Annotated in this window: 19 protein-coding genes; 12 read left to right on the forward strand and 7 right to left on the reverse strand. The window is 63.5% G+C overall.

The genetic code is table 11. The features are described 5' to 3' along the window. Positions 1-95: 95 nt before the first annotated feature. Entirely contained in the window at positions 96-1,073 is a 978-nt protein-coding gene (locus tag L867_RS0105775; protein ID WP_028735996.1) for a helix-turn-helix transcriptional regulator, read from the reverse strand. Positions 1,074-1,180: 107 nt separating this feature from the next. On the opposite strand from L867_RS0105775, the gene L867_RS0105780 reads away from it, so the two are divergent. Continuing rightward, positions 1,181-1,840 (forward strand): glutathione S-transferase family protein, encoded by a 660-nt coding sequence (locus L867_RS0105780; protein WP_028735997.1) that lies wholly within the window; start codon positions 1,181-1,183, stop codon positions 1,838-1,840. Between the two features lie 72 nt (positions 1,841-1,912). Here L867_RS0105780 and L867_RS0105785 read toward each other — a convergent pair whose 3' ends face one another. After that, positions 1,913-2,257, reverse strand: coding sequence for a cupin domain-containing protein (locus tag L867_RS0105785; protein ID WP_028735998.1), 345 nt, complete (start codon positions 2,255-2,257; stop codon positions 1,913-1,915). Between the two features lie 56 nt (positions 2,258-2,313). After that, positions 2,314-3,597 (reverse strand): O-acetylhomoserine aminocarboxypropyltransferase, encoded by a 1,284-nt coding sequence (locus L867_RS0105790; protein ID WP_028735999.1) that lies wholly within the window; start codon positions 3,595-3,597, stop codon positions 2,314-2,316. Positions 3,598-3,766: 169 nt separating this feature from the next. On the opposite strand from L867_RS0105790, the gene L867_RS0105795 reads away from it, so the two are divergent. Further along, positions 3,767-4,195, forward strand: coding sequence for a DUF6455 family protein (locus L867_RS0105795; protein ID WP_028736000.1), 429 nt, complete (start codon positions 3,767-3,769; stop codon positions 4,193-4,195). An 18-nt stretch (positions 4,196-4,213) separates the two neighbouring features. Here L867_RS0105795 and L867_RS0105800 read toward each other — a convergent pair whose 3' ends face one another. Further along, positions 4,214-4,642, reverse strand: a complete 429-nt coding sequence (locus L867_RS0105800) for a CoA-binding protein (RefSeq protein ID WP_028736001.1) — start codon at positions 4,640-4,642, stop codon at positions 4,214-4,216. 140 nt (positions 4,643-4,782) lie between these two features. On the opposite strand from L867_RS0105800, the gene L867_RS24650 reads away from it, so the two are divergent. Both L867_RS24650 and L867_RS24655 read left to right on the forward strand, forming a co-directional pair. Continuing rightward, the gene (locus tag L867_RS24650) at positions 4,783-5,133 is read left to right on the forward strand and encodes a hypothetical protein (RefSeq protein ID WP_181141529.1); all 351 of its coding nucleotides are present in this window, start codon (positions 4,783-4,785) and stop codon (positions 5,131-5,133) included. Positions 5,134-5,267: 134 nt separating this feature from the next. Then, positions 5,268-5,600: a hypothetical protein gene (locus tag L867_RS24655; RefSeq protein WP_051438841.1), complete on the forward strand. Its 333-nt coding sequence runs from the start codon at positions 5,268-5,270 to the stop codon at positions 5,598-5,600. 37 nt (positions 5,601-5,637) lie between these two features. On the opposite strand, the gene L867_RS0105815 is transcribed toward L867_RS24655, so the two are convergent. The 3 genes from L867_RS0105815 to L867_RS0105825 form a co-directional block, all read right to left on the reverse strand. Then, complete coding sequence (locus L867_RS0105815) at positions 5,638-6,120, reverse strand: CoA-binding protein (RefSeq protein WP_028736002.1); 483 nt, start codon at positions 6,118-6,120, stop codon at positions 5,638-5,640. Between the two features lie 138 nt (positions 6,121-6,258). Continuing rightward, the gene (locus L867_RS0105820) at positions 6,259-6,690 is read right to left on the reverse strand and encodes a VOC family protein (RefSeq protein WP_028736003.1); all 432 of its coding nucleotides are present in this window, start codon (positions 6,688-6,690) and stop codon (positions 6,259-6,261) included. 179 nt (positions 6,691-6,869) lie between these two features. Beyond that, positions 6,870-7,700 (reverse strand): enoyl-CoA hydratase, encoded by an 831-nt coding sequence (locus tag L867_RS0105825; RefSeq protein WP_028736004.1) that lies wholly within the window; start codon positions 7,698-7,700, stop codon positions 6,870-6,872. Positions 7,701-7,790: 90 nt separating this feature from the next. Between L867_RS0105825 and L867_RS0105830 the strand changes: the two genes are divergently transcribed. The 8 genes from L867_RS0105830 (at position 7,791) to L867_RS0105865 (ending at position 13,836) form a co-directional block, all read left to right on the forward strand. After that, on the forward strand, positions 7,791-8,216 hold the full coding sequence (locus L867_RS0105830) for a PaaI family thioesterase (protein ID WP_028736005.1): 426 nt from the start codon (positions 7,791-7,793) through the stop codon (positions 8,214-8,216). 290 nt (positions 8,217-8,506) lie between these two features. Then, on the forward strand, positions 8,507-8,971 hold the full coding sequence (gene rplM / locus L867_RS0105835; RefSeq protein WP_028736006.1) for a 50S ribosomal protein L13: 465 nt from the start codon (positions 8,507-8,509) through the stop codon (positions 8,969-8,971). A gap of 2 nt (positions 8,972-8,973) precedes the next feature. Next, a complete protein-coding gene (gene rpsI, locus L867_RS0105840) occupies positions 8,974-9,444 on the forward strand; it encodes a 30S ribosomal protein S9 (RefSeq protein WP_028736007.1) in 471 nt (156 codons plus the stop codon). A 231-nt stretch (positions 9,445-9,675) separates the two neighbouring features. Next, positions 9,676-10,272 (forward strand): outer membrane protein, encoded by a 597-nt coding sequence (locus tag L867_RS0105845; RefSeq protein WP_028736008.1) that lies wholly within the window; start codon positions 9,676-9,678, stop codon positions 10,270-10,272. 199 nt (positions 10,273-10,471) lie between these two features. Beyond that, positions 10,472-11,425 (forward strand): agmatinase, encoded by a 954-nt coding sequence (speB, locus tag L867_RS0105850; protein WP_028736009.1) that lies wholly within the window; start codon positions 10,472-10,474, stop codon positions 11,423-11,425. Positions 11,426-11,494: 69 nt separating this feature from the next. Next, complete coding sequence (gene argC, locus L867_RS0105855; protein ID WP_028736010.1) at positions 11,495-12,427, forward strand: N-acetyl-gamma-glutamyl-phosphate reductase; 933 nt, start codon at positions 11,495-11,497, stop codon at positions 12,425-12,427. A gap of 40 nt (positions 12,428-12,467) precedes the next feature. Beyond that, positions 12,468-12,857 carry a VOC family protein gene (locus L867_RS0105860; RefSeq protein ID WP_028736011.1) on the forward strand — a complete coding sequence of 130 codons (390 nt, stop codon included), beginning with the start codon at positions 12,468-12,470 and terminating at the stop codon, positions 12,855-12,857. A gap of 151 nt (positions 12,858-13,008) precedes the next feature. Continuing rightward, positions 13,009-13,836: a DODA-type extradiol aromatic ring-opening family dioxygenase gene (locus L867_RS0105865; protein WP_028736012.1), complete on the forward strand. Its 828-nt coding sequence runs from the start codon at positions 13,009-13,011 to the stop codon at positions 13,834-13,836. Positions 13,837-13,841 lie beyond the last annotated feature (5 nt).

The raw sequence follows: 13,841 nt of genomic DNA on the forward strand, positions 1-13,841 counted from the left end.
AAGCAGCGTTCGCCGAGTCGTTTCAACGGCTTGCGCCCGGCGTTTCAGTCAGGGAATCACACTGAAAGAGCCGCCAGCGCCCGGCCGCGGCGCGATCAGCAGCCGGCGTCCGCTCGGTAGCGCTCCGTCAGGCGCCGCACTTCGGCGCCGATCGCGGCCCGGAGATCCGTCGGCTCCAGGACTTCCACATCCGCCCCCAGCCGCAGCAATTCGGATACGGCATGCCGGTTCGTGGCGACGGGCAGTCTGATCGTCCGCCAGCCATCCGGGTCGGCTTCGTCCGACAGCTCCATGCGTGAGCGCACGAAAGACGGACTATTATGCTGAAGCATGGTCAGCCCCCAGGGCGACAGACGCAGCGTGGCGGTGTTGGGGTGAAGCTCCTCTTCCAGGCGGCGCGTGTTCTCGTTCCAGTAGGACGCGAGATCGAAATCGCCCGGCCGCTCGAAGCGCTCCTCGGTGACGACGAGATCCAGTATGCGGGCAATACGATAGGTCCGGACGCTCTCCTCGACCTTCGCCGCCATATACCACGCTCCGCCCTTCAGCACGACGCCGAGCGGTTCGGCCTCGCGGTTCTTCTCGGACTTCCAGGCGCGGTAGCGCATGCGAATGCGTTTCGAATTCCACACCGCATCGGCGATCGCCTGGAGGTGGAGCGGCTGCTCGTTCTCGCCGAACCAGGTCGGCGCATCGAGATGGAATTTTGCCTGCATCTTGGCCGCACTCTGGCGCAATTCCTCCGGCAGCGCCGCGGTCATCTTCTTCTGTGCGCCGGCCATCAGGGAACCAAGCCCGAGGTCAGCGGCCGCGCCCGGCAAGCCTGACAGAAACATCGCTTCCGCTTCCGCCTGCGACATGCCGTTCAATCGCACCCGGTAGCCGTCGAGCAGCCGGTAGCCGCCGTCCGAGCCACGTTCGCTGTAGACCGGGATTCCGGCGAGCGAGAGCGCGTCGATGTCGCGATAGATGGTGCGGACCGAGACCTCGTTCTCCTCCGCCAGGGTCTCGGCGGTCACCAGGCCGTTTGCCTGCAAGGTGGTGAGGATGTTGATCAGCCGGCTCGCCCGCATCAGGAAATCTCCTTTTCGGAAATTATCTTAGACCAACCTGACAAAAGCTGACAGGTATGACGTGCGATCCTTCAATCATCCATTCCACCCAACCGAAGGAGACGACCATGACCCAGGAACCGATCACCCTCTACTACTCGCCCCAGACCCGCGCGACCGGCGCGCGCTTCCTGCTCGAGGAGCTGAAGGCGCCCTATCGGCTGCATGTGCTCAACATGAAGGCCGGCGAACAGCGCAAGCCCGCCTATCTCGCCATCAATCCGCTCGGCAAAGTGCCGGCGATCCGCCACGGCAAGGCCTTCGTCACCGAGCAGGCGGCGATCTACCTCTATCTCGCGGACCTCTTTGCCGAGGCCGGCCTTGCGCCGGCGCTCGACGACCCGGACCGCGGCGCCTATCTGCGCTGGCTGGTCTTCTACGGCAGCTGCTTCGAACCGGCGATGATCGACCGCTACCTGAAGCGCCAACCGGCCAGCCCCAACGACACGCCGTACAGCAGCTTTGACGACATACTGGCGGTGATCGAGGATGCGCTGAAGCCCGGTCCCTTTCTGCTCGGTGACAGGATGAGCGCCGCCGACCTTCTGTGGGGAACGGCGCTGCACTGGACGACGATGTTCGGGCTCGTGCCGGACCGGTCGGTGTTCCGCGACTACATTGCGCGAATGACGGCGCTGGAATCGTTTCGCAAGGTGGCCGAGGATGACGCCGCCCTTGCCGCCCGGCACCAGGCCGAAGTGGATGCAATGGCCGGCACCGCCGCCTGACCCGGCTACCGTCCCCAATTCCATCGAGAACCACGGCGCGCATCGATCCCGGTGTGCGCTGTGTGCTTAAGGCTAGATGCGGATGACGTAGTCCTTGCGAGTCGTTTCAACGACTTCCCAGGTGCCGTTGAAGCCGGGCCTGAGGATCATGCGATCGCCGGGCTTCAGATGCACCGGGGTTCCGCCGTCCTCCGTGACCACGGAATGGCCTTCGAGCACGTGGAAATATTCCCACTCCTCGTAGGAGATCCGCCATTTGCCCGGGGTCGACTGCCAGATGCCGGCATAGACGCCCCCCGGCGCCTCTTCGAGGTTCCAGGTGGTGAAACGCGGATTGCCGGCAATCAGGCGGTCGGCGGCAGGCGCGCCCTCCTCCGGCTCGACCGTCGAGGGATCGAAGTTCAGGTAGTGCGACATGCTCGCTCCTCGGCGCCGCGGCCACGCAGGGCTGCGGCGCTCGTTCGGTTGATGGATCAGACCTTGGCGAGCGACTGCTCGAGATCGCCGATGATGTCTTCGGCATCCTCGATGCCGATCGACAGCCGGACCACGTCGGGGCCAGCGCCGGCCGCGATCTGCTGGGCTTCGGTCAGCTGGGCATGGGTGGTGGAGGCCGGATGGATGACCAGCGAGCGGGTGTCGCCGATATTGGCGAGATGCGAGAAGAGCTGCAGCCCTTCCACCAGCGCCTTGCCGGCGGCATATCCGCCCTTGACGCCGAAGGTGAAGACGGCGCCCGCGCCCTTCGGTGAGTAGCGCTTCTGCAGCGCGTGGTTCGGGTCACTGTCGAGGCCGGCATAGTTTACCCAGGCGACCTTCGGATGCTGTTTCAGCCAGGTTGCGACCTTCAGCGCATTGTCGCAATGGCGCTGCATCCGGAGCGGCAGGGTCTCGATACCGGTCAGCAGGAGGAAGGCGTTCATCGGCGCGATCGCCGGGCCAAGGTCGCGCAGACCCAGCACGCGGCAGGCGATGGCGAAGGCGAAATTGCCGAAGGTCTGGTGCAGCACGACACCCGAATATTCCGGCCGGGGCTCGGACAGCATCGGGAACTTACCGGAGGCCGACCAGTCGAAGGTCCCGCCGTCGACGATGATGCCGCCCATGGAATTGCCGTGGCCGCCGAGGAATTTGGTGGCGGAATGCACGACGATATCGGCGCCATGCTCCAGCGGCCGCAGCAGATAGGGGCTTGCCATGGTGTTGTCGACGATCAGCGGCAGCCCGTGCTGCTTGGCGACTTCGGAAATCGCCGCGATGTCGACGAAGGTGCCGCCCGGATTGGCAAGGCTCTCGATGAAGATCGCCCGCGTCCGGTCGTCGATCTGCGCGGCAAAGCTATCGGGATCGGCCGGGTCGGCCCAGCGCACCTGCCAGCCGAAATTCTTGAAGGCGTGGCCGAACTGGTTGATCGAGCCACCATAGAGCTTCTTGGCTGCGACGAAGTTGTCGCCCGGCTGCATCAGCGTGTGGAAGACCAGCATCTGCGCCGCATGACCCGAGGCGACGGCAAGGGCTGCCGTGCCGCCTTCGAGGGCTGCGACGCGCTCTTCCAGCACGGCCTGAGTCGGGTTCATGATGCGCGTGTAGATATTGCCGAACTGCTTCAGACCGAACAGCGCCGCGGCGTGGTCGGCATCGTTGAAGACATAGGCCGTGGTCTGGTAAATCGGCGTGACGCGTGCGCCCGTCGCAGGGTCCGGCTGGGCGCCTGCATGCACGGAAAGGGTCGCAAAACCCGGATTGTTCTTGGACATTTCTTGCCTCCACTAGAATTCAGTCGCGGCGATCATAACGGCTCAAGCCGTGATGTCAGCCCGGTTTTTTCACCAATCGGAGGCCAGTTTCGGGCGGCTTACTTTGATCGAAATCAATGCAGCCATCGTGTCGCGGTCGCATCCTGCGGATACAATTTGGAGGTTGTCCATGAATACCGTCGTCAACGATCCGACACGCACCGTGCTTTCACGTCTGGTAGACTGGTTCGCCAAGGGGTGGGAGAGCAGTGCCGAGGCCGACATGATCGCTTCCCTGGACCAGTTCACCATCAACACCATCGCGCATGATTGCGGCATTTCGCCCGATCAGCTGATCGAGCTTGCCAAGGCCGGCCCGCATGCCGCCGACGAGATGATCGAGATGATGCGGGCGCTCAACATCGATCCGTCCGAGGTCGAATTGCGGCTTCGCAACCAGTTCCGTGAAATGCAGATCACTTGTGCACACTGCGCCTCCAAGGGCGAATGCCGCAAGGATCTGGGCGCGCACTCGGCAAGTGAAAACTTCGCCCACTATTGCGGCAATGCGAGCGACCTCAATGCGTTGCGCGCCAATCCGGAATTTCTGCTCGGCTGAGACAGCGGGCGTTTCGGCCTAGAGCCCGAGGCGCGGCATTTCGATCGCGGGGCAGCGGTTCATGACGACCTTGATCCCGGCCGCTTCCGCCTCCTTCGCGGCAAGGTCGTCGCGGACGGACAGCTGGGACCAGATCGCCTTCGGGCGCGGGTCGAGAGCGAGTGCGTCGTCGACGACTTCGTGGAGATATTCCGAGGCGCGGAAGACGTCGACCATGTCGATCGGCTCCGGGATGTCGGCCAGGGTCGCATAGGTGGTCTGGCCGAGGATTTCCTTGCCCGCCTGCCCGGGATTGACCGGGATGACGCGGTAGCCCTTGGACAGCAGGAAGCGCATGACACCATAGCTCGGGCGCGCCGGATTGGGCGATGCGCCGACCAGAGCGATCGTCTTCGTGTCGCGGAGAATCTCAGAGAGATAAGCGGCTTCATATTGGTCGTGGTTGATCGTCATGAGCGGACCTCCTGTCTTTTAGTCTTCGCTTGAGGAGCGTATGATTTGCTACCCTGCTTATGTGGGACGAGGCCGCCCGACAACAAGCAGACGCGCATAGAAGACAACGTTCTTTTCACGGAAGGTGTGCCATCATGAAAATCCTGCTTGCCGTCCTGCCGCTGCTGATTATTGCAACATCGGCTCAAGCCGTGCCGAAGTATACGTCCACGCGCATGTCCTGCGACCGGGTCCAGGCCACAGTGCGCCAGCACGGCATTGTCGTGCTGGCCTATCCATCAAAGCCCAAGGGCGGGCGCATGCTTTCCGACACCTATGTCGCAAGCCGTCGCTTCTGCCGGCCAGGGGAAATCACCGATCGGGTCAGCGTGCCGAGCGCCGACCGGCTCCGTTGTCCGGTGCTGAAATGCAAGCCCGAAGAGCCGCGTGACGGCGGCGATGGCGGCAGACAGGAGCGAGGCCCCAACGACCCGACGCACCGCTGAGCGCAGCAGTCGCCGGGACTGGCCGAAGGATGGGCATGGAACACGTGACCGGCGTGTTCCGTTAGCCTGTCGGCGACCGGAGGACAGTTTACGGATGGCGCGGTCTCCGGCACCGCAGTCAAAGGACACGAAACATGAAGAAACTGATCTGCATCCTGGCGACGCTGCTGGTGGCGTCGCCCGCTTTGGCGATCTCGCGCTACAACGCGCAGTCGATGACCTGTGCCGCGGCTCGCCAGGCGGTCCTCAGCCAGCGTGCGGTGATCTTCCGCTTCCCCTCCAGAAGGATCCAGGGCCTGACGCTGTATGATCGCTACGTGCGCGACAACCGCCAATGCGACCCACACGAATACGCGGCCCGCGCCTTCATTCCCACCAAGGACGACGCGCGTTGCCCGGTGCTTGCCTGCGAGCCGCTACCCGAGGATAGCTTCGCCCGTCCACGCCGCCCGTGGATTCCCTTCTGAGGACAGGTGAATCCGCCGTTCGCGAAGAGAGAGCGCCTCAAGCTGCGTTGCGCCCCCTGCCCGGCAACGGGTGGTGGGCGTTTGCATGCGTCAGTTCGTAGACGAGCGGATATTCGGTTACCAGCGCGCGGTCCATCACCACCTTGATGCCGGCAGACTCGGCACGGGCGGCGGCTGCATCGTCGCGCACGCCGAGCTGGCCCCAGATCGCCATGGGCAGATCCGGCAGGCGCAGCACCTCATCGACCACCTCGGAAAAATGCTCGGCCCGGCGGAATACGTCGACAAGGTCGATCGGTTCGGGGATGTCGGCCAGCCTTGCGTAGATCGTTTGGCCGAGGATCTTTTCGCCGCCATGCTCAGGATTGACGGGAAAGACATGATAACCCTTGCCGAGCAGGAAGCCGGTTACCCAGTGGCTGGGTCGGCTGTCCCTGAGCGAGGCCCCGACAATGGCAACCGTACGCGCCGGGCCCAATATGCCGGCAAGATAGGCATCGGAATAAGTGTCGTGCATCATGGTGTTCTCCTTGCGGTCAAACCGCGTCTGGCGAACCCGCCCCTCGTTCCCGCCTGAACTATATAAGCGCGACCTTAATCAACGATGTTCGAAATGGGGCAAATGCGATGCATTGCGCAGTTGCGCCGGAAGCCACGGCTATGCGGGAAGGACGACGTGTCCCTGTTCGTCCATCGGAAAGAAGGGATTGTGCGCCACTTCCCACAGGTGCCCGTCGAGATCGGCGAAGTATCCGGAGTAGCCGCCCCAGGAGACCTTTTCCGGCGCCTTGACCAGCTTGGCGCCGCAGGAGACGGCAAACTTGATCACCGCATCGACGCCGGTCGGACTGGAGACGTTGTGGGCAAGCGTCACGCCGGAGAAACCGGGCGCGGTATCCGCCACCTCCGCGTCCTTGGCCAGTGCCTCACGCCCGAACAGGGCAAGCACGGTCCCCTTCATCTGGATGAAGGTCACGCCCTCCTGCGAGGCGGAGGACCTCTTCCAGCCCAGCCGTTCGTAGAAGGCCGTGCTGGCGGCCACGTCGGCGACGCCGAGGGTAACAATCGATATGCGCCGTTCGAGCGACATGGCCTTGCTCCTGAATATTGAGTCGAAATTCCGTTTTGTTCTTCTTATGTTTGCTTTTCATTCACGTCAATATTAGTGCAGGCTTATGGTTGTGAAAGACTCAGAATACAATTATTTTAACATGAAACTAACGGCCAGAGGCGAGAACTGGCCCCGCCTTACCGGCCGCCAAACAGAACTTATTCACCCGTCCAGGTCGGGTGGCGTTTGTCGAGGAAGGCACCGATCCCTTCTGCGGCGTCGCGGGCCAGCATGTTCTCGACCATGACGCGGGCGGCATAGTCGTAGGCTTCCTCCAGCGGCATTTCGATCTGGCGATAGAAGGCTTCCTTGCCGATCTTCAGCGTCAAGGGCGACTTGGACGCGATGATCGCGGCGTATTTGTCGACGACCTGGGCAAGATACTGTTTGGGCACGATGCGATTGACGAGGCCGAAATCCTTGGCCGTCGAGGCATCGATGGTCTCGCCGGTCAGCAGCATTTCCATGGCCTGCTTGCGGTGGGCGGCGCGGCTGACGGCAACCATGGGCGTCGAGCAGAAAAGTCCGATATTGACGCCGGGCGTGCAGAAAGCCGAGGTATCCGTGCAGATCGCCAGATCGCAGGATGCCACCAGCTGGCAACCGGCCGCGGTCGCCAGTCCGTCGACCTCGGCGATCACCGGCTTCGGCAGATGGGTAATCGCCAGCATCAGGTCGGCGCAGAGGCGCATCGTCTTTTCGAAGAAGCCCCTGCCGCGATCCGGGTCTGCCCGGTGGGCGGTCATTTCCTTGAGGTCGTGACCGGCGGAAAACAGCTTGCCGGCAGCCGACAGCACGACGACGCGCACGTCGGGATCCTCCGCAGCGGCGCCGAGTTCGGCCAGCAGTGCGTCCATGAGCGCGATCGACAGCGCATTGGCCGGCGGGTTGTTGAGCGTCAGGCGCAGAACGCCCTTGTCGCGCGACGACAGCACCGGCCCCGCCCCGCTTTCGCCGCCATCCTTCTTGAACGACACAACTTCCGCCATCACCGATCTCCCTTGGCGTTTGCACTTGGGCCAAAGCCTGCCATAAAACGCTCACCCTTTGAAAGCCCATTCGAATAGAGATCTGACCCCATGCAGCCGATCATGAGCGCCGACGAGATCAATGCCTTTCTCGAGACGGACTTTCCGCAGATCCATACCGACGGCCGTGTCTTTCACGTGACCGAGGTCTCGCCTGGCAGCATCACGATGACGTTTGATCCTTCCGAGCGGCACCTGCGCCCCGGCGGCACGGTGTCTGGGCCGGCGATGTTCACGCTGGCCGATGTTGCTGCCTATGCAGCGGTGCTCGCCCATATCGGGCCGGTGGCGCTGGCTGTCACCACCAGCCTCAACATCAATTTCCTGCGCCTGCCCAGGCCGCAACTCATCCGCTGCGAATGCCGGGTGCTGAAGCTTGGCAAGCGGCTTGCCGTGATCGACGCCCTGCTGCTGCAGGACGGAGGCGACGGTCCGATCGCCCAGGCCACGGCCACCTATTCGATTCCGCCGCGCTGACCGATACGGCCAGTTTTCGGGGCAAAGCGGGGCCCTCTAGCACCATCCAAGATGTGAGATCGATGCGGTAAAATATTACCACACCATCAAGTCTTTGTTTTCATGATGCAATTGCGAAACCCCGTCTGGCCCGACGCTCTTGACCGGGAAAAGCCCTCGGCTTATACAACGCCCAGTCTGCGGGCCTTCGGGGCCGCTTTCTGTTTCGTGCGTAAAAGCGCCCGAAATCAAGCAACAAGAAACGCCCGGCGTGCTTCGGCAAGCAGGGTCCCAAACGGAAAGTATCACTCATGTCTACCTTCGTTCAGAAGCCTGCAGAGGTGGAGAAGAAGTGGATCATCATCGACGCCGAAGGCCTCGTTGTTGGTCGCCTCGCCTCCCTCATCGCCATGCGCCTGCGTGGCAAGCACAAGGCCACCTACACCCCCCACGTTGACGACGGCGACAATGTCATCGTCATCAATGCCGAGAAGGTCGCTCTGACCGGCAAGAAGTACTCCGACAAGAAGTACTACTGGCACACCGGTTATCCGGGCGGCATCAAGGAGCGCACCGCGCGCCAGATCATCGAAGGCCGCTTCCCGGAGCGCGTTCTCGAGAAGGCCGTCGAGCGCATGATTCCGCGTGGCCCGCTCGGCCGTCGCCAGATGAAGAACCTGCGCGTCTACGCCGGTTCGAACCATCCCCATGAAGCCCAGCAGCCGGTCGCACTCGACGTGGCTTCGCTGAACAGCAAGAACGTAAGGAGCGCCTGATAATGGCTGACCTCTCTTCCCTGAAGGATCTCGGCACGGCTGCTCCGGAAGCCTCTGCTCCGGTTCACGTCCGCAAGGTCGACGCCCAAGGCCGCTCCTACGCGACCGGCAAGCGCAAGAACGCCGTTGCCCGCGTCTGGGTCAAGCCGGGCTCCGGCAAGATCATCATCAACGGCCGTGACTACACGACCTATTTCGCCCGTCCGGTCCTGCAGATGATCCTGCAGCAGCCGATCGTCGCCGCTGCCCGCACCGGCCAGTTCGACATCGTCGCGACCGTCGCCGGCGGTGGCCTTTCCGGTCAGGCCGGCGCCGTGCGCCATGGTCTTTCCAAGGCCCTCACCTACTTCGAGCCGGGCCTGCGCGCCGTGCTCAAGAAGGGTGGCTTCCTGACCCGCGACAGCCGCGTCGTCGAACGTAAGAAGTACGGCAAGGCCAAGGCCCGTCGTTCGTTCCAGTTCTCCAAGCGTTAATCGCTTCCGGATTTCGGAATTCGGAAAAGGCGGGGCTTCGGCTCCGCCTTTTTTCGTTTTGCCGCACTCGCCGCCCTGTCCGACCCTATCGTGATGCGGGCGTCCCACAGATGGCCTGATTTCCACCGCCTGCCGGCTCCGGCGCGACGAATCCGCGTGCACATTTCGAGAATTTGTAACATATCATATGCGCTCATCGACCAAGGTCGCGCACGGGGACAGGAGAGTGCGATGCAGGGTGTATTCAGACTTCTCGGCGCGATCGGCGCGCTGGCATTGGGATCAGTAGCCGCCCAGGCAGCAGACCCTGCGGCCGTTCCGGACCAGACCACGGCTTATGACTGGAGCGGCGTCTATATCGGTGCTGTCGGCGCTTATGGTTTCGGCGAGGACGACTGGTCGGCAGACGGACATTTCGACCTCGACGGCGCGGCCTTCGGCGGCGGCGTGATCGGCTACAACCATCAGTGGGGCAATTTCGTCGTCGGCGCGGAACTGGTCGGCTTGTTCGGTGAGATGCAGGAGAGCGGCTACCCCGACTACACCTATGAGGCGCTGGTCGACGTCAAAGCGCGTGCGGGTTATGCCGTCGACCGCGCCCTTTTCTACGTGGCCGGCGGCTACAGCTTCGCGCGCTTCGACGAAGACGGCGACGACTTCGACCTGCACGGCTACAACATCGGCGGCGGCATCGACTTCGCCCTCACCGAGAACGTGGTGCTCGGCGCCGAATACACCTTCCGCGGCCTCAACGGCGACAGCGCGTCCAATCAGGACGTGGACGGCAAGGTTTCCACCATTTCGGCGAAGCTGACCTACAAGTTCTGACGATCACGTCCGACACGTCTCGAAGCCGCGGATCGTGCGTTCCGCGGCTTTTCGTTTGCCGGCCGCCGGTCGCGCGCGCCTGGCCAGCCGCACCGCCATCAATCTCCTCCTCCCATTGCAGAAACCTCTGGCAATCGACGGCTGCGACCTTAATATTGCGCCGCAACACCGGCAGTCCTGCCGCAAGGGAGACCATTCCATGGCCGAGAAGACCATCGATCACGCCATTACCGCAACCGACCTCAAATCGGCAGCGACCGATCCGACCCATGCCGGCGTGCTCTCCTTCATGCGCCGCCGCTATACCAAGTCGCTCGAAGGCGTCGATGCCGTGGTCTGGGGCATTCCGTTCGATGCAGCGACCTCCAACCGCCCCGGCGCGCGCTTCGGACCGCAGGCGATCCGGCGCGCCTCGGCGATCTTCGACAACGACCCGCAATACCCCTTCGAGCGCGACCTGTTCGCCGAGATGGCCGTGATCGATTACGGTGACTGCCTGCTCGACTACGGCAATCACTGGCAGACACCGGAGACGATCGAGACCGAGGCTGCGAAGATTCTCGCCGCCACCGATTTCCTGCTGACGCTCGGCGGGGACCACTTCATCACCTGGCCGCTGCTCAAGGCCCATGCCGCCAAGCATGGACCGCTGGCGCTCGTGCAGTTCGACGCGCATCAGGACACCTGGTTCGACGACGGCAAGCGCATCGACCACGGCTCCTTCGTCGGCCGCGCCGTGCGCGAGGGGCTGATCGACCCCGACCGCTCGATCCAGATCGGCATCCGCACGCACGCGCCGGAAGATTGCGGCATCCGCATCGTCTACGGCCACGAGGTCGAGGACATGCGAGCCGGCGACATCTCCTCGCTGATCGTCAGCCACACCGGCGGCCTGCCGACCTACCTCACCTTCGACATCGACTGCCTCGACCCGGCCTTCGCTCCGGGCACCGGCACGCCGGTCGCGGGTGGCCCGTCGAGCGCCAAGATCCTCTCCGTGCTGCGCGGGCTCTACCAGCTCGACATTCGCGGCGCCGACGTCGTGGAGGTCGCGCCGGCCTATGACCATGCCGACATCACCGCCATTGCCGGGGCAACCGTCGCGATGTATATGCTGGGGCTCCGTGCCGAGCGCCTGGCGCGCCAGCGTTGAGACTTTGATTCATCCCCGTGACAATCCGATTCCGGAAATCGGCCCAAGCTCCTGACAGGAGAGGATAAAATGGCAGCGAAAATCTTCATCGACGGCGAACACGGCACCACGGGCCTGCAGATCCGCACGCGCATGGCCGGCCGCCGCGACGTCGAGCTGCTGTCGATCCCGGAAGCGGAACGGCGCAATGCCGCTCTGCGCGAGGACATGCTGAACAGTGCCGACATCGCCATTCTCTGCCTTCCCGACGATGCGTCGAAGGAAGCCGTGAAGATGGTCGCCGGCAACAACAAGGTGCGGATCATCGACACCTCGACCGCCTTCCGCGTCGCGCCGGACTGGGCCTACGGCTTTGCCGAAATGGACAAGTCGCAGGGCGAGAAGATCCGCGCATCGCGCTACGTGGCCAATCCCGGCTGCTATCCGACCGGCGCGATCGGCCTCATCCGGCCGCTCCGGGCCGCCGGCATCCTGCCTGACGGTTATCCTGTCACGGTCAACGCCGTGTCCGGCTATACCGGCGGCGGCAAGCAGCTGATTGCCCAGATGGAAGACAAGAACCATCCCGAGCACCTCGCCGCCAATAATTTCCTCTACGGCCTGACGCTGAAGCACAAGCACGTGCCGGAGATGACGATCCACGGCCTGCTCGATCGCGCGCCGCTGTTTGCGCCTTCGGTCGGCCGCTTCGCCCAGGGCATGATCGTGCAGCTGCCGCTCTTCCTCGATGATCTCAAGGACGGCGCGACGATCGAGTCGATCCATGCGGCGCTCGTCGCCCACTATGCCGGCCAGGACATCGTCTCGGTCGTGCCGCTGGCCGAAAGCAGCACGCTGCCGCGCGTCGATGCGGAAGAGCTGGTCGGTCAGGACACGATGAAGCTCTGCGTCTTCGGCACGCCGGGCGGTGCCCACGTCAACCTCGTGGCCGTGCTCGACAATCTCGGCAAGGGTGCATCCGGCGCGGCCGTGCAGAACATGGACCTGATGCTCTCGGCGTGAGACCGCCGCTGGGCCGCACAACGACGAGAAGGGGATAGCGATGCTCGACCATGTCGGTCTTTCCGTTTCGGACTATGCGAAGTCAAAGGCCTTCTACGACGCCGTCATGCCCTCGATCGGCGCCGCCTGCATCATGGCGGTGACCGCCGAGGAAACCGGCGGCGCCTATGAGGGCTCCGGCTACGGCTTTGCCGGAAAGCCTTCCTTCTGGATCGGTTCCGGCGACCGCAGCAAGGGACAGGTCCACATCGCCTTTACCGCGCCGAACCGCGCAGCGGTGGACGCCTTCTACGCTGCCGCCATGGCTGCCGGGGCCAAGGACAATGGCGGCCCGGGCCTTCGTCCTCACTATCGCCCGAACTACTACGCCGCCTTCGTGCTCGACCCAGACGGACATAATATCGAGGCCGTCTGCCACGCGCCGGCATAGACTGCCAGAGGCGCCACGCCCGCTGTTCACTGTTCAGTCGAATGCGGCTGGCGTTGCGTTCGAAAATGTCGAACAATTCGTCGCCTGAACCGAGGATCGTCACGCCCCTGCCCGATCGCTATATCTGTTCAAGACACAGATGAGGCGCGCCATGAGCAACGAACGTTTTCCGGTCTATTTCATCCCCCATGGCGGCGGCCCCTGGCCGTTCATGGACTTCCCCGCAGGTCCCGACGGCAAGAAGCCTTGGGCAGATCTCAAGGGTTTCCTCAAGGGTCTCGACGCCGAGATCGGCCGACGGCCAAAGGCTATCCTCATCGTGTCCGGCCACTGGGAACACGAGGCAAAGCCGACGCTGAGCACGGCCACCCATCCGGGCATGCTCTACGACTATTCGGGCTTCCCGCCGGAGACCTACAAGCTTTCCTATCCCGCACCGGGAGCGCCCGACATAGCACGACGTGCCGAGGCGTTGCTCGAAACGGCCGGCATTCCGGCGGCGGAGAATGACAGTCGCGGCTACGACCACGGCGTCTTCATTCCGCTCATGGTCGCCTATCCGCAGGCCGACGTACCGATCGTGATGATGTCGATGAAGAACACCCTCGACGCGGAAAGCCATTTTGCCATCGGCAAGGCTTTGGAGCCGCTGCGTGACGAGGGTGTCCTGATCCTCGCCTCGGGCATGAGCTATCACAACATGCGGATGTTCTTCCACGACACGCCGGAGCACAAGCAGCAGGCGGTCCGCTTCGACGACTGGCTGAGCGAAGCAGTGGCGATAAAGGATCCGGACGCGCGGGCGGCACGGCTCGCCCTATGGGAACAGAACCCGGATGCGCAGGCCTGCCATGTGCCGGACCACGACCATCTCGTGCCCCTGTTCGTCGCAGCGGGCGCGGCAGGCCAGGATGCGGGGCAGCATGTCTTCCGCGGCGAATTCCGCGGAAAGCCCTATTCCGGCTACCGGTTCGGCTGAGCGCG

This window comes from Paenirhizobium selenitireducens ATCC BAA-1503, from assembly GCF_000518785.1.
Classification (GTDB): domain Bacteria; phylum Pseudomonadota; class Alphaproteobacteria; order Rhizobiales; family Rhizobiaceae; genus Allorhizobium; species Allorhizobium selenitireducens.